Raw genomic sequence first — 26049 nt, forward strand, 5'->3', positions numbered from 1 at the left:
CGGGGGAAGGCTTTGGCTTGTCCATTTGCCGTTCCGGTGTCTGCTTCAGCCTCAGGCTGCTGCTGCACGCTCCCCGTGGAGGTTCAACCGGAAAAATATGGAGTTCAGGGCCATGGCATTGCCCGATTTCACCATGCGTCAGCTGCTCGAAGCTGGTGTGCACTTTGGTCACCAGAAGCACCGCTGGAACCCGCGCATGGCGCCGTACATCTTCGGCGTTCGCAACGACATCCACATCATGGATCTCGGCCAGACCGTTCCGCTGCTGCACCAGGCTCTCAAGGCCGTCAGCGACACCGTTGCCAAGGGCGGCCGTGTGTTGATCGTCGGCACCAAGCGTCAGGCTCAGGAAGCTGTTGCCGAATCCGCACGCAACTGCGCGCAGTACTTCGTCAACGCCCGCTGGCTCGGCGGCATGCTGACCAACTGGAAGACCATTTCCGGTTCGATTCAGCGCCTGCGCAAACTCGAAGAGACCCTGTCCACGGACACCTCGGGCCTGACCAAGAAGGAAAAGCTGTTCATGGACCGCGAGCGCGAGAAGCTCGAGCGGAACCTGGGCGGCATCAAGGACATGGGCGGCCTGCCGGATCTGATCTTCGTGATCGACACCAACCGTGAAGCCATCGCCATCCAGGAAGCCCGCCGTCTGGGCATCCCGGTCGCCGCGATCCTCGACTCGAACTGCTCGCCGGAAGGCATCACCTATCCGGTCCCGGGCAACGACGACGCCGGCCGTGCGATTGCGCTGTACTGCGACCTGATCGCCCGTGCAGCTCTCGACGGCATTTCCCGCGCCCAGGGTGGCATGGGCATCGACGTCGGTGCTTCCGAGTCCGCTCCGGTCGAGCCGGCTCTCGACGCTGAAGAAGAATCGGCTGACGCCTGATTCTGTTGCAGGTGCGGCGCCCGGCGCCGCACCTGTTCTGACCTTGGCAGCGGCCTCATGGCTGCGCCGTTTTGAGGTCAGGCGCGGCAATGCCGCTGACGGAGGCCCCTCTTGCGGGAACCGTCATAAAGGCGCGGTTGGCCTTGGGCTAAACCGTGCGAAGCTTTAACTCCGATTCACGAGGCTACCATGAGCATTACCGCAGGAATGGTGAAGGATCTGCGCGAGAAGACCGGCGCAGGCATGATGGACTGCAAGGCTGCTCTGACCGAAACCAACGGTGACATGGAAGCAGCGATCGACTGGCTGCGTGCCAAGGGTCTCGCCAAGGCTGCCAAGAAGGCCGGCCGCGTGGCTGCTGAAGGCCTGGTTGGCGTTGCATCCAAGGGCACGACCGCTGCCGTCATCGAGCTGAACTCCGAAACCGACTTCGTGGCCCGTAACGACGGCTTCCAGGCTCTGGTGCGCGATGTCGCCGCCGTTGCCCTGACCGCTGGCGGTGATGTCGAGGCGATTTCCGCTGCCGGCTACCCGGGCTCCGACAAGTCCGTTGACGCATCCATCAAGGATGCCATCGCCACCATCGGCGAGAACATGACCCTTCGCCGCGCAGCCGTCCTGTCCGTCAACGACGGCGTTGTCTCTACCTATGTTCACAGCGCCATTTCCGATGGCCTCGGCAAGATCGGCGTGCTCGTCGCGCTCGAATCTGCTGGTGACAAGGACAAGCTGAACGCTCTGGGCCGCCAGATCGCCATGCACATTGCCGCCACCAGCCCGCTGTCGCTGAACGTCGACCAGCTGGACCCGGCCGTTGTCGAGCGTGAGCGCGCCGTGTTCATCGAGCAGGCTCGCGAATCCGGCAAGCCGGACAACATCATCGAGAAGATGGTCGAAGGCCGCATCCGCAAGTTCTACGAGGAAGTGACCCTCGTGAAGCAGGCATTCGTCATCGACCCGGACAAGACCGTCGAGCAGGCCGTTGAGGCTCTCGGCAAGGAACTCGGCACCGCAGTCACGCTCTCCGGCTTCGTCCGCTTCGCTCTCGGCGAGGGGATCGAGAAGGAAGAGACGGACTTCGCGGCAGAGGTCGCCGCGGCGGCCGGCCACTAAGCCCAGAGGGCGCCGGATCAAACCGGCGCCTTTTTTTTGACAGCCCTTTTTTTCACGATCATTGAACCGGAAGGTATGCCCATGTCCAAACCGCTGCGCTGGCGCCGTGTGCTTCTGAAACTCTCGGGCGAGGCCCTGATGGGCAGCCAGTCCTTCGGCATCGATCCGGCAGTGGTCGAGCGGATCGCGCTTGAGATTGCCAGTGCGGTGAAGCTGGGTGCGCAGGTGGGTGTGGTGATCGGCGGCGGCAACATCTTCCGCGGCGTGGCTGTTGCGGCCAAGGGCGGCAACCGCGTCACCGGTGACCACATGGGCATGCTGGCGACGGTCATGAACAGCCTGACCGTGGCCGACGCCCTGCGCCGCCACGACATCCCGGCCCGCGTGCTTTCGGCCGTGCCGGTGCCCTCCATCTGCGAAACCTTCACCCAGCGTGGTGCCGAGCGTTACATGGAAGACGGCGACGTGATCGTCTTTGCCGGCGGCACGGGCAACCCGTTCTTCACCACCGATTCCGGCGCGGCCCTGCGCGCAGCCGAAATGAAGTGCGATGCCTTCCTGAAGGGCACGCAGGTGAACGGCATCTATTCGGAAGACCCGAAGATCAATCCGGATGCGGAGCGCTACACCGAACTGACCTATGAGGATGTGATCACCCGCAATCTCAAGGTCATGGACACGACGGCCATTGCGCTGGCCCGCGACAACAAGATCCCCGTGATCGTCTTCTCGATCCACACCCCCGGCGCTCTGGTGAGCGTTCTGGAAGAGCGCGGCCTCTACACGGTCGTCAGCTGATTTTCCAAAGAGCGGGAGGGCTTTTCCGGCCTTCCCGGCGTCAGGACATGCAGAGTGGCGGAATGCGGCTTGCGCATCCGCCTGTCTCCTGCTTATTCAGGGGCTCTGCCTGAGTTGGTCTTGTCTTTCGGCGAGACTGTGCCATGTTTGCGCCGCGCCAGCAAAGCGTGAGCCAACGAAAAACAAAGCGAGGAAGTTATGCCGGTTGAAGGTGTCGATCTCAAAGATCTCGAGCGTCGTATGCAGGGCGCACTTGGTGTTCTGAAGACCGAACTTGCGGGCCTTCGCACCGGCCGTGCTTCCTCCAGCATGCTGGATGCCATCGTCGTCAACGCCTATGGCCAGTCCATGCCGATCAACCAGGTTGGCACCGTCTCCGTGCCGGAGCCGCGCATGGTCGCGATCCAGGTCTGGGACAAGGGCATGGTCAGCGCCGTCGAAAAGGCGATTCGCGAGTCGAGCCTTGGCCTCAACCCGGTGATCGATGGCCAGCTGCTGCGCCTGCCGATCCCGGAGCTGAACGCTGAGCGCCGCCAGGAGCTGATCAAGGTCGCGCACAAATATGCCGAGGCCGCCAAGGTCGCCATCCGTCACGTGCGCCGCGACGGCATGGACATCATCAAGAAGCTGGAGAAGGATGGCGGCATCAGCCAGGATGACGCCCGTGTTGCTTCCGATGACGTGCAGAAGCTGACCGACGCCCGCATTGCCGAGGCCGACAGCATGCTGGAAAAGAAACAGCAGGAAATCTCCCAGGTCTGAGGATCTGAAAGGGGGCTGGTTCTGTGCCTGCCCCCGCCAGCCTGGAAGTGTGCCCCGGGGGACTTGATGACCAGCCGACCTGAAACTGGCTCCAGCGTGACAGGCCCCGCTCCCGGCGGTGCCGCCGCGCCGCGCCATGTCGCCATCATCATGGATGGCAATGGCCGCTGGGCTCAGGCACGCGGGCTGCCCCGCACCGAAGGGCACCGCCATGGGCTGGAAGCGCTGCGCAAGATCATCCGCCATGCGTCGTCGCGCGGCGTCGATTTCATCACGCTCTACAGTTTCTCCTCCGAAAACTGGCGCCGTCCACCCACCGAAGTCAGCTTCCTGATGTCGCTGCTGCGCCGTTTCGTGCAGCGCGATCTGAGCGAACTGCACAAGGCCAATTGCCGGGTGCGCATCATCGGCGAGCGTGAAGGGCTGGATCCGGGCATCCGCAGCCTGCTTGAAGAGAGCGAGCGGGTGACGGCAGCCAACACCGGCATGACCGTTGTCATCGCCTTCAATTATGGCTCGCGCGATGAAATCACCCGTGCGGTGCGCAAGCTCACGCAGCGATATCTGGCGGAGGGGCGTGATCCTTCGGCCATTACCGATGCGGAGATTTCGGCCAATCTCGATACGGCCGGTATCCCTGACCCTGATCTCATCATCCGCACCAGCGGCGAGCTGCGCCTGTCCAACTTCCTGATGTGGCAGGCGGCCTATGCCGAATTCTATTTCACGCCGGTTCTTTGGCCCGATTTCGGGCCTGAGGAGTTTGACGCGGCGCTTGCTTCCTTCTGCGAGCGTGAGCGGCGCTTTGGCGGCGTGACCGCTACGGGATCCTGATCATGGCCGGGGGGGCAAATGGCAATAGCGGAACCGGCGGTCCGGCCGGGCCGATGGCGGACCTGAAGCTGCGGTTCATTTCCGCGCTGATTCTGGGGCCGCTCGTGCTTCTCATCGCCTGGCGGGGCGGCGAGGCATTCTTCGCGCTGGCGCTGCTTGGCTGCGCGCTGTTCCTGAAGGAGTGGCTGGCGATTGTCGGGGCGCGGCCGGCCGGCCTGCCTGCACTGGCGGGCTTTGTTACGCTTCTGGCCGTCGCGGGGCTGATCTACACGGGGCATGAGCTGTGGGCCCTTGCCGCGCTGGCCGCCGGTGCGGGGCTCAGCATCTTGTCGGCCCGGGCCGGGAAGACCGGTTTCTGGACGGCAGAAGGCATTCTTTATTCCAGTCTCGCTCTCGGGGCGCTGATGCTGCTGCGCCGCGGCAGCGAGGGCGAGCTGCACATCTTCTTCCTGCTGGCGGTTGTCTGGGTGACCGATGTTGCGGCCTATTTCACCGGGCGCAAGCTGGGGGGCCCGAAGCTCTGGCCGCGCGTTTCGCCGAAGAAGACCTGGTCCGGCGCCATCGGCGGCCTGGTCTTCGGTGCGCTTGGCGGCCTCGGCGTTGTTGCGGTTCTGGGGCAGGGCGGCACGCTTTCCTGGTTTGCCTTCGGTCTTGCAGTTTCCGCTGTTTCGCAGGGCGGTGACCTGCTGGAATCGGCGATCAAGCGGCGCTTTGGCGTCAAGGATTCCGGGCGTCTCATTCCCGGCCATGGCGGTATCATGGACCGGATCGACGGGCTGGTGGCGGCTGCCATCTTCGCCGTGCTGTGCGGACTGCTCTTCGGCGGCAGTCTTGCCGATCCGATGTCCGGCATCGGTTTTCAGTAAGTTCAAGAGCCTGGGTGGTTGGCTGTGGTGAGTGAGGCAGAGAAGGGCCGGGACGCTTCGGCAGGGCTTGAGGCGATGCTGGCAGGGCGGACCGCGCCGCTGCGGCTGGTCATTCTCGGGGCCACCGGCTCCATCGGCCGCAACACGCTCGATCTCGTTGCCCGCTATCCGCAGCATTTTGAAGTGGCGGCACTCGTGGCCGGTCAGGATGCGGCCGGGCTTGCGGAACTCGCCCGTCAGACCGGAGCCGGTTTTGCCGCTCTGGCCGATCCTTCAAAAGGCGAAGAGCTGGCCGCGTATCTTGCGGGAACCGGGATTGCCTGCGGTGCCGGTGAAGCTGGGGTCATTGAGGCGGCGCTTCGGCCCGCAGACATGGTGATGGCGGCCATCGTCGGTGCTGCCGGCTTGCGGCCCACCTTTGCAGCGCTTGAAGCGGGCCGCACCATCGCGCTGGCCAACAAGGAATGCCTCGTTTGCGCCGGGGACCTCTTCATGGCCGCCGCAGGGCGGGCAGGGGCAACGGTGCTGCCGGTCGATTCGGAGCATAATGCCATCTTCCAGGTGCTGGAGAGCCGCAATCTGGCGGAAGTGGAAAAAATCATCCTCACCGCTTCGGGCGGGCCGTTCCGCACCCTCTCCCTCTCCGAAATGGCGCATGTTTCGCCTCAACAGGCATTGAAACATCCCAACTGGAGCATGGGCAGCCGCATCACTATCGACAGTGCCACCTTGATGAACAAGGGGCTGGAGGTGATCGAGGCCTCACATCTCTTCCCGCTGCGCCACGATCAGATCGAGGTTCTGGTGCATCCGCAATCGGCTATCCACGGAATGGTGCAATATACCGATGGCTCGCTGCTGGCGCAGCTTGGACCGGCCGACATGCGCACGCCCATCGCTCACTGCCTTGCCTGGCCCGCCCGCATGCCCGTGCCGGGGGCACGGCTCGACCTTGCAAAGCTCGGCTCGCTGACCTTCGAAGCTCCGGATATCAAGCGGTTTCCGGCGCTCGGTCTTGCACTGGATGCCATGCGGGCAGGGGGCTGCGCACCGGCTGCGCTGAACGCGGCGGACGAAGTGGCGGTTGCCGCATTCCTGTCCGGGCAGATCGGCTTTACGGGCATTGCCGGGCTGGTTGGGGCGGTGCTCGACAGGCTGGCGGCTGGGCAGGATCTGGCTCCGGCTGCAGACATCGATTCCATTCTGGCGCTTGATATGCAGGCGCGGGCCGTGGCTCACGAATTGCTGAACCGCTTTGCATTGACCTGACCGCCGCCAGGAGGGAGGTTTTCCCCGCCGCATTTGGCGCTCGGGACTAATTTCCGCCATACATCTGGCATCACCTTGGCTGGATGGCTATCTTCCGGGCAGGAAAGGGGCGAAACATGACCGCCCCGCTACCCGCGTCTTGCGCAAGTTCAGGATAGGTGAATGGATCTTCTCGCAGCCCTGTCGTCCCAGCCGGTGCTCACCCTGCCAGCCTTCCTGTTCGTGCTGACGGTTGTCGTTTTCTTTCATGAGCTTGGCCATTTTGCGGTGGCCCGCTGGTGCGGCGTGGACGTGGAGGCCTTCTCCATCGGCTTTGGCCGTGAGCTGATCGGCTTCAATGACCGCAAGGGCACACGCTGGAAACTCTGCCTCATACCGCTGGGCGGTTATGTGAAATTCTCCGGCGATGAGAATGCGGCCAGTGTGCCTGATCATGAAAAGGTGGCGGCCATGAGCGAGGCGCAGCGGGCAGGGGCTTTCATGGCCAAGCCTGTCTGGCAGCGCGCGGCCGTGGTTGCCGCCGGCCCGGTCGCCAATTTCATCCTCGCCATCGTCATCTTCGCCTTCATTTTCGGCGCTTTTGGCCGTGTCGTTTCAACGCCGCTGGTTGGCGAAGTGCAGCCGGAAAGTGCGGCTGCGGAGGCAGGGCTTCAGCCTGGAGATCTGATCACCGCGGTCAACGGCACTCCGATCGAGACCTTTGCCGAGTTGCAGCGCATCGTCAGCGTCAGTGCCGGTGTGCCGCTGCGGCTGGAGGTCGAGCGGCAGGGGCAATTGACGGACCTGACCGTGACGCCGCAGCTGCGCGAGCTGAAGGATGACTTCGGCAATGTGCAGCGTATCGGCCTTCTGGGGGTGTCGCGGACCGTGCAGGAAGGCGACCGGATCCAGAAAACTTATGGTCCTGCAGCTGCAGTGAAAGAGGGTGTTAACGAAACATGGTTCGTTATGGTGCGGACCGTGGAGTATATCGGCAAGGTCGTGCGCGGACGCGAACCGGCTGACCAGCTTGGCGGCCCGATCCGCATCGCGGAAGTGGCCGGTCAGGTGGCGACGCTTGGCTTCATTCCGCTGCTGCAGCTTGCCGCAGTGCTTTCGGTCAGCATTGGCCTGCTCAATCTGATGCCGGTGCCGATGCTGGATGGGGGACATCTGGTTTATTATGCTGCGGAAGCTGTCAGAGGGCGGCCGCTCAGTGAGAAAGCGCAGGAATTCGGCTTCCGCATCGGCCTCACGCTGGTGCTGATGCTCATGGTTTTTGCGACCTGGAATGACCTGTCACGTCTTGTTGGCCGCTGGCTGCCTGCGTGACATGCCCGCAACGCATTCAAATGAAATCTGTTTCGTGTGAATCGTGCGGTTGCGTATTCGGCAAAAGGATGTAAAACCAAGGCCGGATGCTGAGAATCTGACTATGATCCTTCGGGATCAGTTTTGTAAAAAAGGCATAGCTCGAATATGCAGCGACTGCGGAAAATCTCCCGCGCCGTGATTTTGTCGGCGCCGCTCCTTGTCACCGGCGGGATGCTGCCTGACCCGTTCGGGTCGTTCGTTTCCACTGCGGAGGCAGCCGTTGCGGGTTCCATCGTCGTGCGTGGCAACACGCGCATCGAGGCAGAAACCGTCGCGAGCTACATGACCATCAAGCGGGGGCAGCAGTATTCTGCGGCCGATATCGACGAATCGCTCAAGGCGCTGTTTGCGACGGGGCTGTTCGAAGATGTCCGCATCACGCAGCAGGGCGGCACTGTGGTCGTCACGGTTGTGGAAAACCCGGTCATCTCGCGTGTGTCCTTCGAGGGCAACAAGCGTCTGAGCGCGGAAACCCTCAAGGGCGTCGTGCGCACCACCGAGCGCTCCATGCTGAGCCGCAGCAGGGTGCAGAGCGACGTTCAGAACATTCTGGAAGCATACCGCCGCTCGGGCCGTTACCGCGCCTCGGTTGATCCCAAGACCATCGACCGTGGCAATGGCCGCGTCGATCTGGTGTTCGAGATCAATGAAGGCGAAAAGACCGGCGTCGAGCGCATCAGCTTCGTTGGTAACAAGAACTTCAGTGACCGCCGCCTGCGCGATGTGATCCGCACGCGCGAAAGCGGTCTGCTGAGCTGGCTGCGCAGCTCCGACACCTATGATCCGGACCGTCTTGCCGCGGATCAGGAGCTGCTGCGTCAGTACTATTATCAGAATGGTTATGCTGATTTCCGGATCATTGCTGCCAGTGCCGACCTCGATCGCGAGCAGAACGTCTTCTATGTGACCTTCACGATTGATGAAGGCGAGAAGTACCAGATCGGGAATGTGGAAGTTCAGAGCTCCCTGTCGTCGATCGACCCCGAGAGCCTGAAGTCCTACGTGCGTACAAGCTCTGGCGACACCTATAACTCCCGCCGTGTCGAGCAGTCTCTGGAAGACCTGACGATGCAGGTGTCCAGGGAAGGCTATGCCTTTGCCGAGGTGCGTCCGCGCGCCCTGCGCAACTACGAGACCAAGACGATTGATCTCGTCTACAACATCGAGGAAGGCCCGCGCGCCTATGTCGAGCGGATCAACATCCGCGGCAACGACCGGACGCGTGAATATGTCATCCGCCGCGAATTCGATCTGGCGGAAGGCGATGCCTTCAACCGTGTTCTCATGGACAAGGCCGAGCGCCGCCTGAAGAACCTTGGTTTCTTCAAGGAAGTGCGCATCACCACCGAGCGTGGCAGCTCGCCCGACCGCGTTGTCATCAACGTGGATGTGGAAGAGCAGGCAACCGGTGAAGTGTCGTTCGGTGTTGGTTACTCGACCACCGATGGCGTGATCGGCGATATCTCCATCAGCGAAAAGAACTTCCTCGGCCGCGGTCAGTATATCAAGCTTGGCGTTGGCGGTGGTGAGAGCACCCAGTCCTACGAGTTTGCTTTCCAGGAGCCGTTCTTCCTGGGCCGCCGTATTGCTCTGGATCTCGAAGCCTATCGCCGTGTTTCGAAGAACAATGACTACCGCAGCTATGATGAAGAGATCACCGGTGGTGGTTTCGGCTTCACCCTGCCGCTGCGTGAGGATGAGCTTTCTCTGAAGCTGTTCTACAACATTTACCAGACCAAGATTAAGGATCCGAAGAACCTTGCCACCAATCTGGCGACCTGTTCGAACAACTCGAACCTGTCTCCTGCGGTTTGCGATGCCCTTGGTACTTATCTGACATCGCTGGCTGGTTACGCGCTGATCTACAACACGCTCGATAACAACCTGAACCCGTCGAACGGCCTTTACGGCAAGTTCCAGCAGGAATTCGCAGGTATCGGCGGTGACACGCAGTTCATGCGCTCGACCGTTGAAGGCCGTGCTTACCGGGAGATCTTCCCGGATGCCGGGATCGTCGGTAACGTCACGCTGCGTGCCGGTCATATCCAGGGCTTCGGCAGCAAGCGTCTGCGCATCTCCGATCAGTTCATGATGGGTGGTGAGCTGGTGCGCGGCTTCGAAAGCCAGGGCATCGGTCCGCGTGATGCGACGACGGGTGATGCCATCGGTGGCCGCTTCTACGTGGCTGGTACTGTGGAAGCGACTTTCCCGTTCCCGGTCATTCCGGAAGAGTTCGGCTTGAGCGGTGCCGTCTTTGCCGACGCCGGTTCGCTGTGGGATGCGGACAACAAGCTGGTTCAGGCTGTGGGCACCAACGGTGTGAACAGCAACAGCTTCAAGGTGCGCGCTTCGGTGGGTGCCGGTATCCGCTGGCAGTCGCCCTTCGGCCCGCTGCGCATGGACTTCGCCGTGCCGGTCGTCAAGGAAACAGGCGACAAGACCCAGGTGTTCCGTCTCGGTGGCGGTACCCGGTTCTGAGCCGGAGAAGCAGGAATTCAACGGCCGCCGCATCAAACGGCGGCCGTTTTCTTTTGTAGTCAGAACATCTTGCGGGAGACAGTTCATGTCCGATCCCATCTTCTTCCCGCCCATGGCCGAGATGCCGCTTGAGCGGATCGTGGCCCTGTCCGGCGGCGAGCTTCAGCGCGGTGACCCGGCTCTTCTGATCAGCAAGGTGGCGCCGCTTGAGGATGCGGAGCCGGGTGCGCTGGTTTTCTTCGACAATGTGAAGTACCTCGCTGAGCTCGGCAGCACACGGGCAAGTGCCTGCATCGTTGCGCCGAAGCATGTCGCCAAAGTGCCGGAGGAGGTGGCTGTCATCGTCTGCAAGGATCCGTACAGAGCCTGGGCGCTTGTGCTGGCCGGTCTGTTTCCTGCGGCCATGCAGCCGGAGCCCTTTTATGGCGAGACACGGATTTCGGAGCGGGCAACCGTGCATCCGGCAGCCGTCATTGAAGAGGGCGCCGTCATCGAGCCGGGCGCCGTCATCGGTGAGGGCGCCGAAGTTGGTGCGGGGTCCCATATTGGCCCCAATGCCGTCATCGGCTGCAATGTGCGTGTCGGCCGGGAGTGCCGGATCGGCGCCAATGCCGTGCTGCAGCACGCCCTGCTTGGCAACCGGGTCATTCTTCATCCCGGCGTCTGTGTCGGGCAGGATGGTTTCGGTTATGCCATGGGTCTTGGCGGGCATCTGAAGGTGCCTCAGATCGGCCGTGTCATCATTCAGGACGACGTGGAGATCGGGGCAAACACCACAATTGACCGCGGTGCCAACCGTGACACGGTGATTGGTGAAGGCACCAAGATCGACAATCAGGTCCAGGTTGGCCACAACGTCGTTATCGGCCGCCACTGCGTGATCGTTTCGCAGGTCGGGCTTTCCGGAAGTTCGACCCTGGCCGACTATGTGGCCATTGGCGGACAGTCCGGTGTGGCCGGCCACGTGGAAATCGGCATGGGCGCGCAGATCGCTGCGGTCAGCGTCGTCAATGACGCGGTTCCGGCAGGCGGGCGCTATGGCGGCGTGCCCGCCAAACCGGTGAAACAGTGGTTCCGTGAAATCACGGCACTGAAAAAACTGGCAGAACGTGGATCTGACGCCTGACAGGCGCGTTCTACTGCGATAAACAGCAGCAAATGACAGTTTCCCTGCAAGAGGGCGATGGATATGGAAGAACAGAAGACAACGCTCAACGCTGCCGACATCATGCGCGTGATGGAGCTCCTGCCGCACCGCTATCCGTTCCTGATGATCGACAGGATCATCGAGATGAACGGTGACGAATCCTGCATCGGCATCAAGAATGTCACGATCAACGAGCCGCATTTCCAGGGGCATTTTCCGGCTCATCCGGTGATGCCGGGCGTTCTGCTGATCGAGGCCATGGCGCAGACGGCCGGCGCCCTGTGCGTCAACTCCCTGAGCACCGACGACACGCCGCAGCTCGTCTATCTCATGACCGTCGACAAGGCCAAGTTCCGCAAGCCGGTGATGCCGGGCGATCAGGTCGAATTCCATGTGAAGAAGATCCGTAACCGCCTGAACATCTGGAAATTTGAGGCGATTGCCAAGGTGGATGGCGCTAAGGTCGCTGAAGCTGAAATCAGCGCCATGATCGTCGACGCCTGAGGAAATCATGTCCCACATTCATCCCTCCGCAATCATTGAAGACGGTGCGTCTCTCGGTGACGGGGTTCGCATCGGGCCTTTCTGCCACGTGGGCAAGGATGTGGTGCTGGGCGATGGTGTCGAGCTGAAGTCGCATGTGGCCGTTGCCGGATCCACCCGGATCGGTGCGCGCACGGTCATCTTCCCCTTTGCGTCCATCGGTCATCAGGCCCAGGATCTCAAGTTCAAGGGCGAGCACGCAACGCTGAGCGTCGGCGAGGACTGCATCATCCGGGAAGGCGTGACGATGAACGCCGGAACGGAAGGGGGCGGTTCTTCCACCACCATCGGCAACCGTTGCGCTTTCCTTGCGAACTCTCACGTCGGCCATGACAGCCATCTGGGGGATGGCTGCGTGCTATCCAACAATGTGATGATTGCCGGCCACGTCGAAGTGGGCAGCCACGTCATTTTCGGCGGCGGATCGGCCGTCATCCAGTTCACCCGCATTGGCGACCACGCCTTTGTTGGTGGCCTGGCGGGCCTCGAGAATGATCTCATTCCCTATGGCATGGTCACGGGCAACCGGGCGCGGCTTGGCGGCCTCAATCTCGTCGGTCTGAAGCGGCGCAACTTCCCGCGTGAGCAGATCCATGCCCTGCGAGCCGCCTACCGCGAGCTGTTCGAGAGCGAGGAAGGCACGCTGCGTGACCGCGCCCAGAAGATTGCCGCCAGTATGACGGACCAGCCGCTGGTGAAGCAGGTGACGGATTTCATCCTTGTCGAGGGTGAGCGCCGGTTCTGCACGCCGCGTGGCCCTGCGGGCGATGCCTGACATGACTACCGCCAGCGATGCCGGAAAGACCGGGACCTCCACAGGATGTCTCGGTATCATCGCGGGCGGCGGCCGTCTGCCGGGGCTTATTCTGGCCGATCTGCAGGCCCGGGGCGAGCCCGTGCATCTTGTCGCCATCAAGGGCGAGGCCGAGCCGGAGCTTGCCGCCCAGGCCGATATCGAGCTGGGCTGGGGCCAGATCGGACAGCTGTTCAAGAGCCTCAAACAGGCGCACTGCGACCGGGTGCTGCTGATCGGCGGCATCACCAAGAGGCCGGATTTCACCTCCGTCATGGGCGATCTGGGCACCATGCGCCGCCTGCCGGCCATCCTCAAGGCGATGATTGGCGGCGATGACAGTCTTCTGACCCGTGTGATCGGCATCTTTGAAGCCGAAGGCCTCAAGGCCGTTGGCGTGCGCGATGTGGCCCCTGCGCTGCTGGCGCGGGAAGGCCTGCTGGCAGGCAGGATGCCTGAAAGCGAAGCTCAGGCCGATATGGCACTGGCCTACAAGGCGGTGCAAAGGCTGGGTGAACTGGATATTGGCCAGGCCGCTGTCGCCATTGGCGGGCGTGTGATCGCGCTGGAAGGGGCCGAAGGCACCGATGCGATGCTGGCGCGCTGCGCCGAGCTGCGGCGCATTGGCCGGGTCAAGACCAAGGGTGCGGCAGGCGTTCTGGTGAAGGCGGCAAAGCCCGGGCAGGACCTTCGGGTGGATCTTCCCACCATTGGCCCGCGCACGGTCGAGCTTGCCAAGGCGGCCGGGCTTGCCGGCATTGCGGTGGAAGCGGGCCATGCGCTGGTGGCCGATGAAGCCGAGACGGCGGCGGCCGCCAAGGCGGGCGGATTGTTTCTCTTCGGCCTGACGCGAAACGGGAGCGATGCAGCATGAACACTGAGGTGATGACCGGCAATCCGGGGCGTCCGCTGAAGGTGTTTCTGGTGGCTGGCGAGGAATCGGGCGATTCTCTTGGCGCCAATCTCATGGCCTCGCTGAAGCAGCTGCACGGCGGCCCGATTGTCTTTGAGGGCGTCGGCGGCGAGCGGATGGCGCATCAGGGGCTGGAGAGCCTCTTTCCGCTGTCCGACATTGCAGTGATGGGCCTGACGGCGGTCTTGAAGCGCCTGCCCACCATCGTCCGGCGCGTCTATCAGGCTGTCGACGCGGCAATTGCCGCCAATCCGGATGTGCTGATCATCATCGACAGCCCGGATTTCACGCATAATGTCGCCAAGCGGGTGCGCAAGCGCGCGCCGCATATTCCCATTGTCGATTACGTGTCGCCTTCCGTCTGGGCCTGGCGTCCGGGCCGGGCGAAGAAGATGAGCGTCTATGTGGACCGGCTTCTGGCGCTGCTGCCGTTTGAACCGGCGGCCCACAAGCGCCTCGGCGGCCCGCCCACCTTCTACGTCGGTCATCCGCTGATCGAGAAGGCGGCTCTGCTGCGCCCGGCTGCCGGTGAGCGCAGGCCGGTGGGCGAGGGCGCTCCCGTTCTGCTGCTGCTGCCCGGCAGCCGCCGCAGCGAGGTGGATGCACTGCTGGATGATTTCGGCCAGATCCTGTTGCAGCTTGCCCCGCTTCACCCGGGGCTGGAAGTGCTGCTGCCGGCGGTGCCGCATCTGGCGGACCGCATCACGGAGCGGGTTGCCGGCTGGCCGTTGCCGCCGCAGATCATCCGGGGCGAGGCGGAGAAATTTGCAGCCTTCCGCCGTGCGCATGCGGCACTGGCGGCCTCCGGCACCGTGTCGCTGGAACTGGCAGCCTCAGGCGTTCCCATGGCGATCTGCTACCGGCTCGACTGGTTTTACCGCCGCCTGAAACAGCTGCACAAGATCATGCCGATTGCCAGCGTCTCTTCCATGGTGCTGCCCAACATCATTCTGGAGCGCAATGTGGTGCCGGAATTCCTCGATGAGGAGGTCAATCCGGAGCGCCTTGTGCCCGTCATCTCGAAGCTGTTGAGCGATACGCCCGAGCGGCGCACGCAGGTGGATGCCTTCACGGCGCTCGATGGCATGATGCGCCTGCCGGATGGCCGCTCCCAGAGCGAGGCCGCGGCCCGGATCGTGCTGGATCTCCTCACGTCGTAATACCAAGGCTTTCGATGCTGACGCATCACGCCTTGAAAATGCTCAAGCCCCCCTTTTCCTGTTCTGCATGCACATAGCAAAAAGGGCGCCGTCTGGCGCCCTTTCCGTATTTATCAGATCAGAAGATCTCAGCTGCGGTTGCCGAGCGGCACGTAGTCGCGCTGCGGAGCGCCGGTGTAGAGCTGGCGCGGACGGCCGATGCGCTGGGACGGATCTTCGATCATCTCGTTCCACTGTGCGATCCAGCCCACGGTGCGGGCGAGGGCGAAGAGCACGGTGAACATGGTGGTCGGGAAGCCGAGCGCACGCAGCGTGATGCCCGAGTAGAAGTCGACGTTCGGGTAGAGCTTCTTCTCGATGAAGTACGGATCGTTGAGGGCGATCTTTTCCAGCTCGAGGGCAACCTGCATCAGCGGGTCATCCGCATGGCCGGTGGCCTCCAGCACTTCGTACATGGTCTTCTGCATGATCTTGGCGCGCGGGTCGTAGTTCTTGTAGACCCGGTGGCCGAAGCCCATCAGACGGAACGGATCGTTCTTGTCCTTGGCGCGCTCGATATATTCGGGGATGCGGTCAACCGAGCCGATTTCCATCAGCATGTTGAGCGCGGCCTCGTTGGCGCCGCCGTGTGCCGGGCCCCAGAGGCAGGCAATGCCGGCCGCGATGCAGGCGAACGGGTTGGCACCCGACGAGCCGGCAAGACGCACGGTCGAGGTCGAGGCGTTCTGCTCGTGGTCGGCGTGCAGGATGAAGATGCGGTCCATGGCGCGGGACAGGACCGGGTTGACCTTGTACTCCTCACAAGGCACGGCAAAGCACATGCGCAGGAAGTTGGAGGCGTAGTCGAGGTCGTTCTTCGGGTAAACGAAGGGCTGGCCGACGTGGTACTTGTAGGCCATCGCGGCGATCGTCGGCATCTTGGCGATCATGCGCAGCGAAGCGACCATGCGCTGGTGCGGATCGGTGATGTCGGTCGAGTCGTGATAGAAGGCGGAGAGGGCACCCACGGTACCGACCATGACGGCCATCGGATGGGCGTCGCGGCGGTAGCCGGTGAAGAACCGGTTCATCTGCTCATGCACCATGGTGTGGTGCGTGACGCGGTAGTCGAAGTCCTTCTTCTGGGCGGCTGTCGGCAGCTCGCCATAGAGAAGCAGGTAGCAGACTTCCAGGAAGTCACCCTTCTCGGCCAGCTGCTCGATCGGGTAACCGCGGTGCAGAAGCACACCTTCGTCGCCATCGATGTAGGTAATCTTGGATTCGCACGATGCGGTCGAAGTGAAACCCGGATCGTAGGTGAACATGCCCGTCTCTTTGTAGAGAGTGGAGATGTCCACGACCGACGGTCCGATGGAGCCATCGAGAATCTTGAAATCGCTGGCCTTGCCGTCAACAGTCAGGTTGGCTTTCGTGTCGCCCATTCAGGTAACCCCTTCGTCTGGAACTGCCGGTGCATTCTGGCGTTGGGAGCGCCGCAGACCTTGACCGGTCTGCCTGATGCTTGCGCGGCGGTTGAAATAGCCCCGGATTGCGTAGCCCATTTGAGCGGGGGCCGCAAGCTGCATGCTGCGCTGCCCATGGCGCGAAAACGTCTGCGCCATGAGCCTTGTTCCACTGAATAACGCTGAACGTTATTCTTTAAATACCTGCCTGATCAGGCATCAAGCAGCCTGGTCGGCGATGCGGCCAAGGGATTCGTCCTTGCCCAGAACCACCAGCACATCATAGATGCCGGGCGAGGTGCCACGGCCCGTCAGAGCGGCGCGCAAGGGCTGCGCCACCTTGCCAAGCTTGAGGTTTTCGGCTTCCGCAAAGGCCTTGACGATGGCCTCCGTGCTCTCCTGCGACCAGGTGCCGTCGGCCTCGAGCTGCGGCAGAAGGCGGGCGAGGATCGACTTGCCTTCTGCATCCAGAATGGTGCCGGCTTTCTCGTCGAGGTCAATTGGCCGCACCCGCCAAAGGTATGATGCGCTTTCGGTGAGTTCCACCAGCGTTTTGGCGCGTTCCTTGAGGCCTGGCAGGGCCGCCAGCACCTTGGCTTCGTTGCCGGGGGCTGCCATCCAGTCGAGAATGGCAGCGCCGCCCTCGTTATGGGCAATGCAGGCCTTCCAGTGCACCAGAAGGTCCGCATCGGCGGTGGCGCGCATGTAGTGGCCGTTGAGGTTCTCCAGCTTCTTGAAGTCGAAGCGGGCCGGCGAACGGCCGATGGACTCTAGGCCGAACCAGGAAATCATGTCTTCGGTGGACATGATCTCGTCGTCGCCATGGCTCCAGCCGAGACGGGCGAGATAGTTGCGCATGGCGGCCGGCAGATAGCCCATGGCGCGGTAGGCTTCCGCCCCCAGCGCGCCGTGGCGCTTGGAAAGCTTGGCGCCATCCGGACCATGAATCAGCGGGATATGCGACATGCTGGGCACATCCCAGCCCATGGCCTGATAGATCAGGGTCTGGCGGGCGGCATTGGTCAGGTGGTCGTCACCACGAATGATATGGGTGATGCCCATGTCATGGTCGTCCACCACCACGGCCAGCATGTAGGTCGGCACGCCGTCCGAGCGCATCAGCACGAGATCATCGAGATCCTTGTTCGGGAAGGTGATGCGGCCCTGCACCTGATCGTCGACGATGGTCTCGCCCTCAAGCGGTGCGCGCAGGCGGATGGCCGGGGCAACGCCAGCCGGTGCCTCTGAGGCGTCGCGGTCGCGCCATGTGCCGTCATAGCGCGGCGGGCGGCCTTCGGCGCGGGCCTTCTCGCGCATTTCTTCCAGTTCCTGCGGCGAGCAATAGCAGCGGTAGGCGGTGCCGCGGGCCAGCATTTCTTCCACCACTTCCTGATGGCGCTTGACGCGGCCGAACTGGGACACGGGCTCGCCGTCCCAATCGAGGCCGAGCCAGGTCAGGCCGTCGAGCAGCGCATCCACGGCTTCCTTGGTGGAGCGGGCGCGGTCGGTGTCCTCGATGCGCAGCAGCATCTTGCCGCCGTGGCGCTTGGCAAACAGCCAGTTGAAGAGGGCCGTGCGGGCGCCGCCAATATGAAGGTAGCCGGTCGGGGAAGGCGCAAAGCGCGTGACGATCTGGTCAGCCATGGTCAGGATGTTGTTTCTCTGTCAGAGTGAGGTGATGCCGGTCAGGACCGGAATCCGGTTGCTGGCTCTTTAGCACAGGCGCGCGGCCCGGCAAATGTCCGGGGTGCAGCGAATGGACAAAGGCTATGGGCAAGGCCGGTGAGGCGCGCCGGCAGTGTGGGGCGGGTTTGCGTTTGGCGTGTGAAGCAGGGGCCGCAGGGCCATGGCCGATGCAGGGCTGACAGGCTCTGCAACAGATGACAGGGCGCCGCCGCCGCGCCGCCCCTTTTCCATTCCTCACTGGTTTTACCGGCATGGTGAGCGCCTGTGGCGCAAGCGGGCGCATGCGCCCGATGCCGGACTGCTGAAACCGGCTGCAGCGGTCAGCCGCAAGGCCCCGCGTGATCTTGCCCCCGTGCTGCAGGCCTTTGCCTTCTGCGGTGGCATTGCACTTTATTTTTCCCTCCCGCGTGAGCCCAATGCCTGGGTGCTGATGGCGCTGGCGGTTGTCTCCCTGGGCTTCGCCCTCCGGGCGCATTGGCGCGGGCGGCTCAATCCGGTGGTGCTGGTTCTGGCCCTGACGCTGGCAGGGGCGGCGGCAGGGGCCATGCGCACGGTCAGCATCGCCGCGCCGGTGCTGAAGGGGCCGGTTTCGGCGGAGATTTCCGGCCACGTTTCGGGCATCGCCGGGGCGGGCGCATCCCGGCAGGTGACGGTTGATGTGGCGCACTGGTCGCGCCGGGGCGAGCCGCCGGCGCGGGTGCGGCTGGTGCTGCGGCAGGCGCAGAAGCTTGCCATCGGCGATGCCATCAAGGTGAGGGCCCGGCTGGTGCCGCCCTCGGGCCCGGTGAGGCCGGGCGGCTATGACTTTGCCTTCCGCGCCTATTATGACCGGATCGGCGCCACCGGCTTTGTGCTGGGCGCGCCGGAGACAATAGACCTGCCGCCGCCGGGGCTCCGGCTGAAGGCGCTTCGGGAGATCGAGGCGGTGCGGGCGGGCCTTGTCGAAGGCATTCGCACCGCCCTTGGCGAGGGAGACCGGGCGGCGCTGGCGGCGGCACTGCTGGTGGGTGATCGAAGCCTCATTTCCGATGAAACGGTTGAGGATCTGCGCGAGGCCGGGCTGGCGCATGTGCTGTCGATTTCCGGTCTGCACATGGCGCTCTTTGCAGGCGGCGTCTATGCGGCGGCGCTGGCGCTGCTGGCCGCCTTTCCGCCGGTTGCCCTGCGCCTGCCCATCCACAAGATCGCCGCCTGTGTGGCGCTGGCCACGGCCACGGCCTATCTGCTGCTGTCGGGCGCCAGTGTGCCGACGCAGCGCTCCTATCTGATGATCGCGCTGGTGTTTCTGGGGCTGTTGACCGGGCGGCGTGGCCTCAGCCTGCGCAGCCTGTCGCTGGTGGCGCTGGCACTGCTGATCATCGCGCCGGAGGACCTCTATAACCCCGGTTTCCAGATGTCCTTTGCCGCCGTGCTGTGTCTTGTCGCCGTCTATGACGACTGGTCACGCCGTCCGGCCACGAAGATGAATGCGGCACGGCGGGCGGGCCTCTCGCCCTTCCGCCGCATCCTTTCATCTGTTGTGTTATGGGCTGGCGGACTGGCGGTGACGTCGCTTGTGGCCGGTGTGGCGACGGGGGTGATCGGGGCCTATCATTTCGACCGGGTCTCGCCCTACGGGCTGCTCGGCAACCTGCTGGCGATGCCTGCCGTCTCCTTCATCGTCATGCCGGCCGGAGTGCTGGCCTTCCTGCTGCTGCCCTTTGGTCTTGCGGATCTGCCGCTGGCGGTGATGGCCTGGGGTATCGACCTGATGCTGGCCTCGGCCAGTTTCACCGCCTCGCTCAGCGACACGGACGGGGTGACCGGACAGATGCCCGCGCTCGCGGCGGTGATGCTGACGGCCTCGGTCTTCCTGCTGCTGCTGGCCAATGGGCGCTGGCGGGTCCTAGCAGCCATACCGCTCGGGATTGGCATTGTCTCACTGATGCTCTTCCGCCCGCCGGATGTGCTTGTCGCTGACCGGGGCATGCTGGTGGCCCTGCGCGATGCCTCAGGAGATTTGCGTGTCACGGCCTCCAAGGTCGGCTTTGCTGCGGAGACCTGGCTGCGGGGCGATGGGGTGCCTCCGATGGCCTTCGAGGCGCGCCGCCTGCTGCCGCGGGACATGGCCTGTGATCCGTCCGGCTGCGTGACCTGGGCCTATCCGCTGCCTTCGGAAGAAGGGGCTGGGGTGGCTCCACTTCGCGTGGCTCTCAGCCGCAGTCTCGAGGCGCTGGAGGAGGATTGCCGCCTTGCGGATATGGTCATCAGCAGCTTCACCCTTCCGCACGCTTGTGCAAAGGCGCTGGCCATCGGCGGGCCGGAGCGCACGGAGAAAGGCGCGCTCGCCCTCTGGCTGGATGTGGTGGAGGGCAAGGTGGTGATCACGCACCTGCAATGGGCCCGCCCCGTCCGCACGCGCCCGTGGCACGGGGTGCCGTGAGGGGGGAGCGTCCACGTGCTTTTCTCTCCAGCTTCATGCTGGGACGAACGAAGAGAGGATCCGGGACAGTGGCCAGCTTCAGCACTGCGCTTCAATCTCAACGCTCTGCAAGCGAGTGGTTCCCGGATCTCCGCTTTGCTGCGTCCGGGACGACGCGGAGCGTGTGGCAGATCTGTGCTTTTGCCTCAGCATAGTGAAGGCCGCAGCCGCTGATGACGGCCTTGTCGTCAGGCACCGTGTCACCCCGGCCAAGCGCAGCGCGAGCCGGGGCCTACTCGCTCGCAGAGAGGTGCTTTGTCTTGAGCCGTGAGGCAGGGTTTTCTCTTTCGCCAGCCTCTGTGCGGCTTTCAGTCCCAAAGCTCTGCGAATGAGCGCACCTCAGACTTACGCTTCGCTTCGGCCTGGGATGACGATGGAGAGGAAAGCAAGTGGGCTGGCCTCACTGCTGCCGGGGCAAGGGTGGAATGTCCTCGTGCGGGGCGAAGATGGCGGAGGCGGTCCAGTGCGGCTGCTCGCCGCTGAAAAGCTCCAGGAAGCTGATGGCAAGGTCCGGGTCTTCGAGGATGTTCTCCCGGAAGGACCACCAGGTGCGCAGGTCCGAAAGCTCCGGCACTTCATGCGGCTCTGTGTGGAATTCCTGCGCCAGAACGGCAGCCCGCACGGCAAGGCAATAGGTGACATAGGCGTGGCCTTCCGGCCAGAAGACGGCCGGGGCACCGCCGCCCGACGGGGCAGGTGCGTCCGGTGCCGTCCCGCAGCGCCGGGCCGTCAGCGGGCCGAAATGCAGAAGCTCGCGCAGCATCAGCCCGGCGGCGAAGGTGACATAGCCGCGCCGGTCTGCATCTGCCTTGTGCTTCTGCGCTTCAAAGGCGCGGTACCAGCTCATGAAGGCGGCGGTCAGCTTGCCGTCATCCACGGTGAAGGGCTGGCCGGTCTCGACCGTCAGGCCGGAGGCATGCTCGTGGAAGGAAGCGATGAACCAGCGCAGGCGGCGGATTGCCTTGCGCACCGGCATGCGGGAGTTCTCGAAGCTGGCAAGCGGGCCGCTCATGTCAGATCCTTTCGGCCAGCTGTTGCAGCAGGCTGCCCAGCGCCTCGCGGTCGCGGAATGCGCCCGCAATTTCGTCCTTGCTGCTGTCGCAGAGCAGCAGGGCGATGCGCAGAAGTTCATGCTCGCCCGAGAGGCTGCCCGGCGTTCCGGAGCGCTCCGCCAGCAGCCAGACCACAAGCGCGGTCATGGCAAGGCGCAGGCGCGCCGGTTCCATGCCGCTGTCCGGCACGGCAGCGGAGACGATGCCGGGAGCCGGGCTGATGAAACTGTGCCGGTCGAGCCCCTGCACAAGCGCTGCGGCACGGGCCGGGCTGTCGAAACTTTCATCCAGCGCCTCGTGCCAGCAGAGCACGGCCACCGTCTCGCTGACGAGAAGGGTGGAAAGACCGGTCTCGGCCAGGAACACCGCGCCACCCCAGGCGAGCGCGCCGGCCACATCGGCGGGAGCGGCAGGACCGCCTTGCAGCGCAAGGCTGGCCCGCTGCAGGGAAACAGCATCCGGCGTGCGCACACGCAGGCGGCCGATCTTTTCACCGGCAACGTCCTCGACAATGCGGTTCAGCGAGGCGCGGATCTCGCGCGGCAGCAGGCTGAGGGCCGGTTCGATGAGCGACTTCGGCACCGGTGCCTTCTGGCGCAGGCCGCGCAGGATGTCCCTGAGCGGCAGGGCAAGTTCCTCAGGCCCCGGAACGGGCGGGTGCTTCATGGCGCAACTCCTGATTTTCCGCCCAAGTATAGGGGCGCAGCGCCGTGTTTGCCATAAACCTCAAGGTCGCATCGAGATCTTTCACAACAGCCTGCGAGCCGAGGCCCATGGCATTCTGGGCCGAGCTTGCCTGTCCCATGCGCACGCAGTCCTCGATGGGCAGGCCGAGATGCAGCCCGGTGGCAAAGCCGGCATTGAAGCAGTCGCCGCAGCCGCAGGTGCAGACCACCTCAATAGCATAGGCCGGGAGATCGAAGGCGAGGCCCTTGTTGTCCCGGTACATGGCGCCCAGCGCGCCGAGGGTCAGGATGACAGCCCCGGTGCCCTGATCGAGCAGGAATTTGGCAATGTCCTCGAAATCCTCCAGCCCGGACAGGGCGCGGGCTTCTTCCTCGGAGGGCATGAAATAGTCCGTATGCGCCAGCAGCGGCCTGACCAGCGGCAGGTCATCGCGGATGGAGGCGAAGACGTCCAGCGTGGTGGTAACGCCGCGGCGCCTCGCTTCCGCCATCAGCTCCGCATTGCGGCCCTTGTCCATCCGGTCCATCAGGCCAACGCCGCCCACATGCAGGATCTTCGTGTCGAGAACGGTTTCCGCCTGCGCGTCGTCCACATAGAAGCCCGCCGTGGCGCCGCGCTTGTGCAGGGCAGGGCGGGCACCATCTGGCCGGGTGGTGACGATGGAGGAAGAGGTGGAAAAGCCCTCGCAGCGCTGCATCAGGCTGGTGTCGACGCCGAAGCGGCCGAGTTTCATCAGCACCCAGTCGCCCATGTCGTCCTGGCCGACGCCGCCCACGGCCCGCACTTTCAGCCCGTGCTTGGCCGCAACGATGGCGGCGCTGCCGGCCGCGCCGGAGACGGCCAGCGTGAAGTCCTCGACAAACAGGGTGCCGCCGCCCGCCGGAAGCTCGTTCACCGGGCGGCAGAGGGCGTCAAACGTGTAGAAGCCCATGGATGTGTAATCTGCCCGCATGGCCCACCTCACCGCAGCCGCTGACCGCTGACTGTGTCAAAGAAATACAGCCGGGACAGATCGAAGGCGATAGCCTGTGTCCGGTCAAGATCCGAGCGGTAGCTGCGGTCGGCCTTCACCTCGAACAGCAGGCTGCCGGGCTTCAGCGTCAGATAGGTGAGGTCGCCGGTCGGCTCCACGCCATAGACTGGTGCGCTCATGTGGCCGCCGCTGTCGGTGACGTGGCAGTCTTCCGGGCGCACGCCGAGGGTCACGTCCCCGCTGTGGGCAAGGCGCACGCCCGGGATGGAGATGCCGGGGGCGGAGAACGTTCCGTTCTCCAGCCGCCCCGGCACCAGGTTCATCGGGGGAGAGCCGATGAACCCTGCAACGAAGGTGTTGGCCGGGTCGTTGTAGATCTCGTCCGGGGTGCCGGTCTGCTGGATCGCGCCGTTCTGCATGATGACGATCCGGTCGGCCAGCGTCATGGCCTCAATCTGGTCATGGGTGACGTAGACGGTGGTGATGGCCAGCTGGCGCTGGATATGCTTGATCTGCACGCGCATCGCCTGCCGCAGCTTGGCGTCGAGGTTCGACAGCGGCTCGTCCATCAGGAACACTTGCGGCTGGCGCACGATGGCACGGGCAAGAGCTGCGCGCTGGCGCTGGCCGCCGGAGAGCGCGCCCGGCTTGCGGTCGAGATAGTCCGATAGCTCCACGAGGGCGGCGGCTTCCCGCACGCGCCGGTCATGTTCGGCCTTCGGCACGCCGCGCATGCGCAAGGGAAAGCGGATGTTCTCGTAGATGCTCATGTTGGGGTAGAGCGCATAGCCCTGGAACACCATGGCCACATCACGGTCGCGGGCGTCCACGGAGTTCATCACCTCGCCATCCATGCGGATCTCGCCTTCGCTGGGGTCCTCCAGCCCGGCGATCATGCGCATGGTGGTGGTCTTGCCGCAGCCCGAAGGGCCGAGGAAGACGATGAATTCCTTGTCGGCGATGTCGATGTTCACATCGCGCACGCCCCAGAAGCTGCCCCAGGACTTCTGGATGCCGGAGAGTTCGATACGTGCCATGGTGCTTATCCCTTGACCGCGCCCATCGTCAGCCCGCGCGAGAGATGCTTCTGGATGGCGGCCACCACCAGGAACACCGGAACGAACGCGAGGAAGGCGACGAGGGCAATTGCGTTGTAGATGACCCCGTCTGATCCGCCGGTGAAGTTGGCGAGCGCCACCGAGAGCGTATAGGCATCCTTGGTGGAGGCGATCAGAAGGGTGAAGAGGAATTCGTTGATCGCGAAAATGGCCGCGATGACGCCTGCGGTGATGATGCCCGGCAGGATGGCCGGGATGATGATCTCCCACAGGATGCGCAGGTCCGAGGCTCCGTCCGTGCGCGCCGCATCCTCCAGCTCTTTCGGGATGTCGAGCATATAGGAGCGGATGATCCAGGTGACGACCGACAGGTTGACCGCCGCATAGATCAGCATCAGCGCCCAGACCGTGTTGAGCAGGCCCATCGTCTTGAACAGGAAGAAGATCGGGATCGCCACGATGGCCGGGGCCATCATGCGGGTGGAAAGGATGTAGAAGCCGATGTCCTCCCGGCCCTTGTAGCGGTAGCGGGCGAGCGAGAAGGCGGCTGGCACGGCCAGCACCAGATCGATGACGACGGACCCGGCAATCGCCAGCAGCGAGTTGCGCAGGTAATGGCCCATCGGCCAGTCACGCCAGATCATGTGCCAGGCATCGAGGCTGAAGCTCGGCAGGTAGATCGGCTGGGGCGTGATGATTTCTGTCCGCGGGCGGAAGCCGATGGACAGGAACCAGAGCACGGGGGCGAGGCAGAACAGGGCCCAGGCCCCGAGGATGAGATAGCGCAGGAAGAGCTTTTCGCCCTTGTTGCGGCGCTGCGAGGCCATGGCCTAGTCCCTCCCGGAGCGGAAGGCGCGCTTGACGGCAAGCTGCGCGATGATGACGGTGAGAACCAGCATGACCACCGAGGCTGCCGAGGCGTAGCCGAAGTTGAAGGTCTTGAAGCCGATCCGGTAGATGAAATAGCTGATCGTCTCCGTCGCGCCGCCGGGCGTGCCTTGCGTCATGATGAAGACGTTGGCGAACATGGTGGTGATGTCGATGCCGCGCAGGATCACCGCCACGGCGATCACGGGCCGCATCATTGGCAGTGAAATGTTCCAGAAGATCGCGCCCCAGCTGGCGCCATCGAGGCGGGCGGCTTCCTCCACTTCCTCGTCCTGCCCCTGAAGCGCGGCCACGAAGATGATGAAGAGGAATGGCGTCCACTGCCAGATATCGGCGACGATCAGCGTCAGGCGGGACAACCAGATCGAGGATGTCCAGGCGATGTGCCCGTCGATGAGGCCGATGCGCATGAGGAGGTCCGCAATGACGCGGCCATCCATGAAGGCGAGCTTCCAGATGAAGGCGACGGCCGAGGGCATGAACAGCATCGGCACCAGGAAGATGATGCGCCAGCCCTTGATCCACGGGTCACGGTAGGCGTGGAAGGCCAGCAGCAGCGCCAGCAGGCATTCGGCGATGAGGGCGATGCCGCCGATGATCGCGGTATTGGCGAGCGCTGCCCAGAACTCCCGGTCGCTCAGGAGATCCTGATAGTTCTCCAGCCCGACGAAATTCCAGGTGTTGAACTTCACATAGAAGAGAGACTGATAGATCGCATAGGCGCCCGGATAGAGCGTGATCGTCAGCAGGAAGCAGACGGCCGGAGCCACCAGCAGGTAGGGGAAAAGCTGGCGCATGCGCGGATTGCGGCGCCTGAAGGTACGGCCGGGCAGAGCCGGAGCGGCAGAAGCCGCCCCGGCTGCCGGCAGGTGGGTGCCGGTCAT

23 protein-coding genes are annotated in these 26049 nt (G+C 63.7%); 15 read left to right on the top strand and 8 right to left on the bottom strand.

Going from position 1 to position 26049, the window contains the following annotated elements:
• The first annotated feature begins 112 nt into the window (after window positions 1-112).
• The 14 genes from rpsB to lpxB all read left to right on the top strand — a co-directional run bounded on the left by rpsB (window position 113) and on the right by lpxB (window position 14918).
• Entirely contained in the window at window positions 113-889 is a 777-nt protein-coding gene (gene rpsB, locus AC0CMF_RS01960) for a 30S ribosomal protein S2 (RefSeq protein WP_026355731.1), read from the top strand.
• A 189-nt stretch (window positions 890-1078) separates the two neighbouring features.
• Window positions 1079-2002, top strand: coding sequence for a translation elongation factor Ts (tsf, locus tag AC0CMF_RS01965; RefSeq protein WP_050473214.1), 924 nt, complete (start codon window positions 1079-1081; stop codon window positions 2000-2002).
• Between the two features lie 81 nt (window positions 2003-2083).
• Window positions 2084-2800: a UMP kinase gene (pyrH, locus tag AC0CMF_RS01970; protein WP_050473310.1), complete on the top strand. Its 717-nt coding sequence runs from the start codon at window positions 2084-2086 to the stop codon at window positions 2798-2800.
• A 198-nt stretch (window positions 2801-2998) separates the two neighbouring features.
• Complete coding sequence (frr, locus tag AC0CMF_RS01975) at window positions 2999-3562, top strand: ribosome recycling factor (protein ID WP_050473215.1); 564 nt, start codon at window positions 2999-3001, stop codon at window positions 3560-3562.
• Between the two features lie 66 nt (window positions 3563-3628).
• Window positions 3629-4396 carry an isoprenyl transferase gene (locus tag AC0CMF_RS01980; protein WP_050473216.1) on the top strand — a complete coding sequence of 256 codons (768 nt, stop codon included), beginning with the start codon at window positions 3629-3631 and terminating at the stop codon, window positions 4394-4396.
• A gap of 2 nt (window positions 4397-4398) precedes the next feature.
• On the top strand, window positions 4399-5262 hold the full coding sequence (locus tag AC0CMF_RS01985; protein WP_374629868.1) for a phosphatidate cytidylyltransferase: 864 nt from the start codon (window positions 4399-4401) through the stop codon (window positions 5260-5262).
• 75 nt (window positions 5263-5337) lie between these two features.
• Window positions 5338-6531 carry a 1-deoxy-D-xylulose-5-phosphate reductoisomerase gene (dxr, locus tag AC0CMF_RS01990; RefSeq protein WP_374629882.1) on the top strand — a complete coding sequence of 398 codons (1194 nt, stop codon included), beginning with the start codon at window positions 5338-5340 and terminating at the stop codon, window positions 6529-6531.
• 162 nt (window positions 6532-6693) lie between these two features.
• Window positions 6694-7842, top strand: coding sequence for an RIP metalloprotease RseP (gene rseP, locus AC0CMF_RS01995; RefSeq protein WP_050473217.1), 1149 nt, complete (start codon window positions 6694-6696; stop codon window positions 7840-7842).
• A 147-nt stretch (window positions 7843-7989) separates the two neighbouring features.
• Entirely contained in the window at window positions 7990-10362 is a 2373-nt protein-coding gene (gene bamA, locus AC0CMF_RS02000) for an outer membrane protein assembly factor BamA (RefSeq protein ID WP_058899705.1), read from the top strand.
• 85 nt (window positions 10363-10447) lie between these two features.
• Entirely contained in the window at window positions 10448-11488 is a 1041-nt protein-coding gene (lpxD, locus tag AC0CMF_RS02005; protein WP_186393297.1) for a UDP-3-O-(3-hydroxymyristoyl)glucosamine N-acyltransferase, read from the top strand.
• Window positions 11489-11545: 57 nt separating this feature from the next.
• Window positions 11546-12013 carry a 3-hydroxyacyl-ACP dehydratase FabZ gene (gene fabZ / locus AC0CMF_RS02010; RefSeq protein ID WP_208977450.1) on the top strand — a complete coding sequence of 156 codons (468 nt, stop codon included), beginning with the start codon at window positions 11546-11548 and terminating at the stop codon, window positions 12011-12013.
• Window positions 12014-12020: 7 nt separating this feature from the next.
• Window positions 12021-12827, top strand: a complete 807-nt coding sequence (lpxA, locus tag AC0CMF_RS02015; protein WP_050473220.1) for an acyl-ACP--UDP-N-acetylglucosamine O-acyltransferase — start codon at window positions 12021-12023, stop codon at window positions 12825-12827.
• A gap of 1 nt (window position 12828) precedes the next feature.
• On the top strand, window positions 12829-13719 hold the full coding sequence (locus AC0CMF_RS02020; protein WP_374629867.1) for an LpxI family protein: 891 nt from the start codon (window positions 12829-12831) through the stop codon (window positions 13717-13719).
• The gene (lpxB, locus tag AC0CMF_RS02025) at window positions 13716-14918 is read left to right on the top strand and encodes a lipid-A-disaccharide synthase (protein ID WP_374629866.1); all 1203 of its coding nucleotides are present in this window, start codon (window positions 13716-13718) and stop codon (window positions 14916-14918) included. The genes AC0CMF_RS02020 and lpxB overlap by 4 nt, the downstream gene beginning before the upstream one ends.
• A gap of 128 nt (window positions 14919-15046) precedes the next feature.
• Here lpxB and gltA read toward each other — a convergent pair whose 3' ends face one another.
• Window positions 15047-16339, bottom strand: a complete 1293-nt coding sequence (gltA, locus tag AC0CMF_RS02030; RefSeq protein WP_050473222.1) for a citrate synthase — start codon at window positions 16337-16339, stop codon at window positions 15047-15049.
• 240 nt (window positions 16340-16579) lie between these two features.
• On the bottom strand, window positions 16580-18004 hold the full coding sequence (gltX, locus tag AC0CMF_RS02035; RefSeq protein WP_374629865.1) for a glutamate--tRNA ligase: 1425 nt from the start codon (window positions 18002-18004) through the stop codon (window positions 16580-16582).
• A gap of 202 nt (window positions 18005-18206) precedes the next feature.
• Here gltX and AC0CMF_RS02040 point away from each other — a divergent pair, with 202 nt between their 5' ends.
• Entirely contained in the window at window positions 18207-20468 is a 2262-nt protein-coding gene (locus tag AC0CMF_RS02040; RefSeq protein WP_374629864.1) for a ComEC/Rec2 family competence protein, read from the top strand.
• A 439-nt stretch (window positions 20469-20907) separates the two neighbouring features.
• Here the strand turns inward: AC0CMF_RS02040 and AC0CMF_RS02045 are convergent, their stop codons facing one another.
• Genes AC0CMF_RS02045 through AC0CMF_RS02070 form a run of 6 tightly spaced genes read right to left on the bottom strand, consistent with a single transcriptional unit; the run spans window position 20908 to window position 26049 of the window.
• Complete coding sequence (locus AC0CMF_RS02045; protein ID WP_374629863.1) at window positions 20908-21519, bottom strand: hypothetical protein; 612 nt, start codon at window positions 21517-21519, stop codon at window positions 20908-20910.
• Window position 21520: 1 nt separating this feature from the next.
• Window positions 21521-22225 (bottom strand): hypothetical protein, encoded by a 705-nt coding sequence (locus AC0CMF_RS02050; RefSeq protein ID WP_374629862.1) that lies wholly within the window; start codon window positions 22223-22225, stop codon window positions 21521-21523.
• Window positions 22197-23198, bottom strand: a complete 1002-nt coding sequence (locus AC0CMF_RS02055) for a carbohydrate kinase family protein (RefSeq protein ID WP_374629861.1) — start codon at window positions 23196-23198, stop codon at window positions 22197-22199. The genes AC0CMF_RS02050 and AC0CMF_RS02055 overlap by 29 nt, the downstream gene beginning before the upstream one ends.
• An 8-nt stretch (window positions 23199-23206) precedes the next feature.
• Complete coding sequence (locus AC0CMF_RS02060) at window positions 23207-24256, bottom strand: ABC transporter ATP-binding protein (RefSeq protein ID WP_374629860.1); 1050 nt, start codon at window positions 24254-24256, stop codon at window positions 23207-23209.
• A 5-nt stretch (window positions 24257-24261) separates the two neighbouring features.
• Complete coding sequence (locus tag AC0CMF_RS02065) at window positions 24262-25104, bottom strand: carbohydrate ABC transporter permease (RefSeq protein WP_058899717.1); 843 nt, start codon at window positions 25102-25104, stop codon at window positions 24262-24264.
• Window positions 25105-25107: 3 nt separating this feature from the next.
• Window positions 25108-26049 carry a carbohydrate ABC transporter permease gene (locus AC0CMF_RS02070; RefSeq protein WP_050473230.1) on the bottom strand — a complete coding sequence of 314 codons (942 nt, stop codon included), beginning with the start codon at window positions 26047-26049 and terminating at the stop codon, window positions 25108-25110.

This window comes from Pannonibacter sp. CBAS1226 (genome assembly GCF_055685825.1).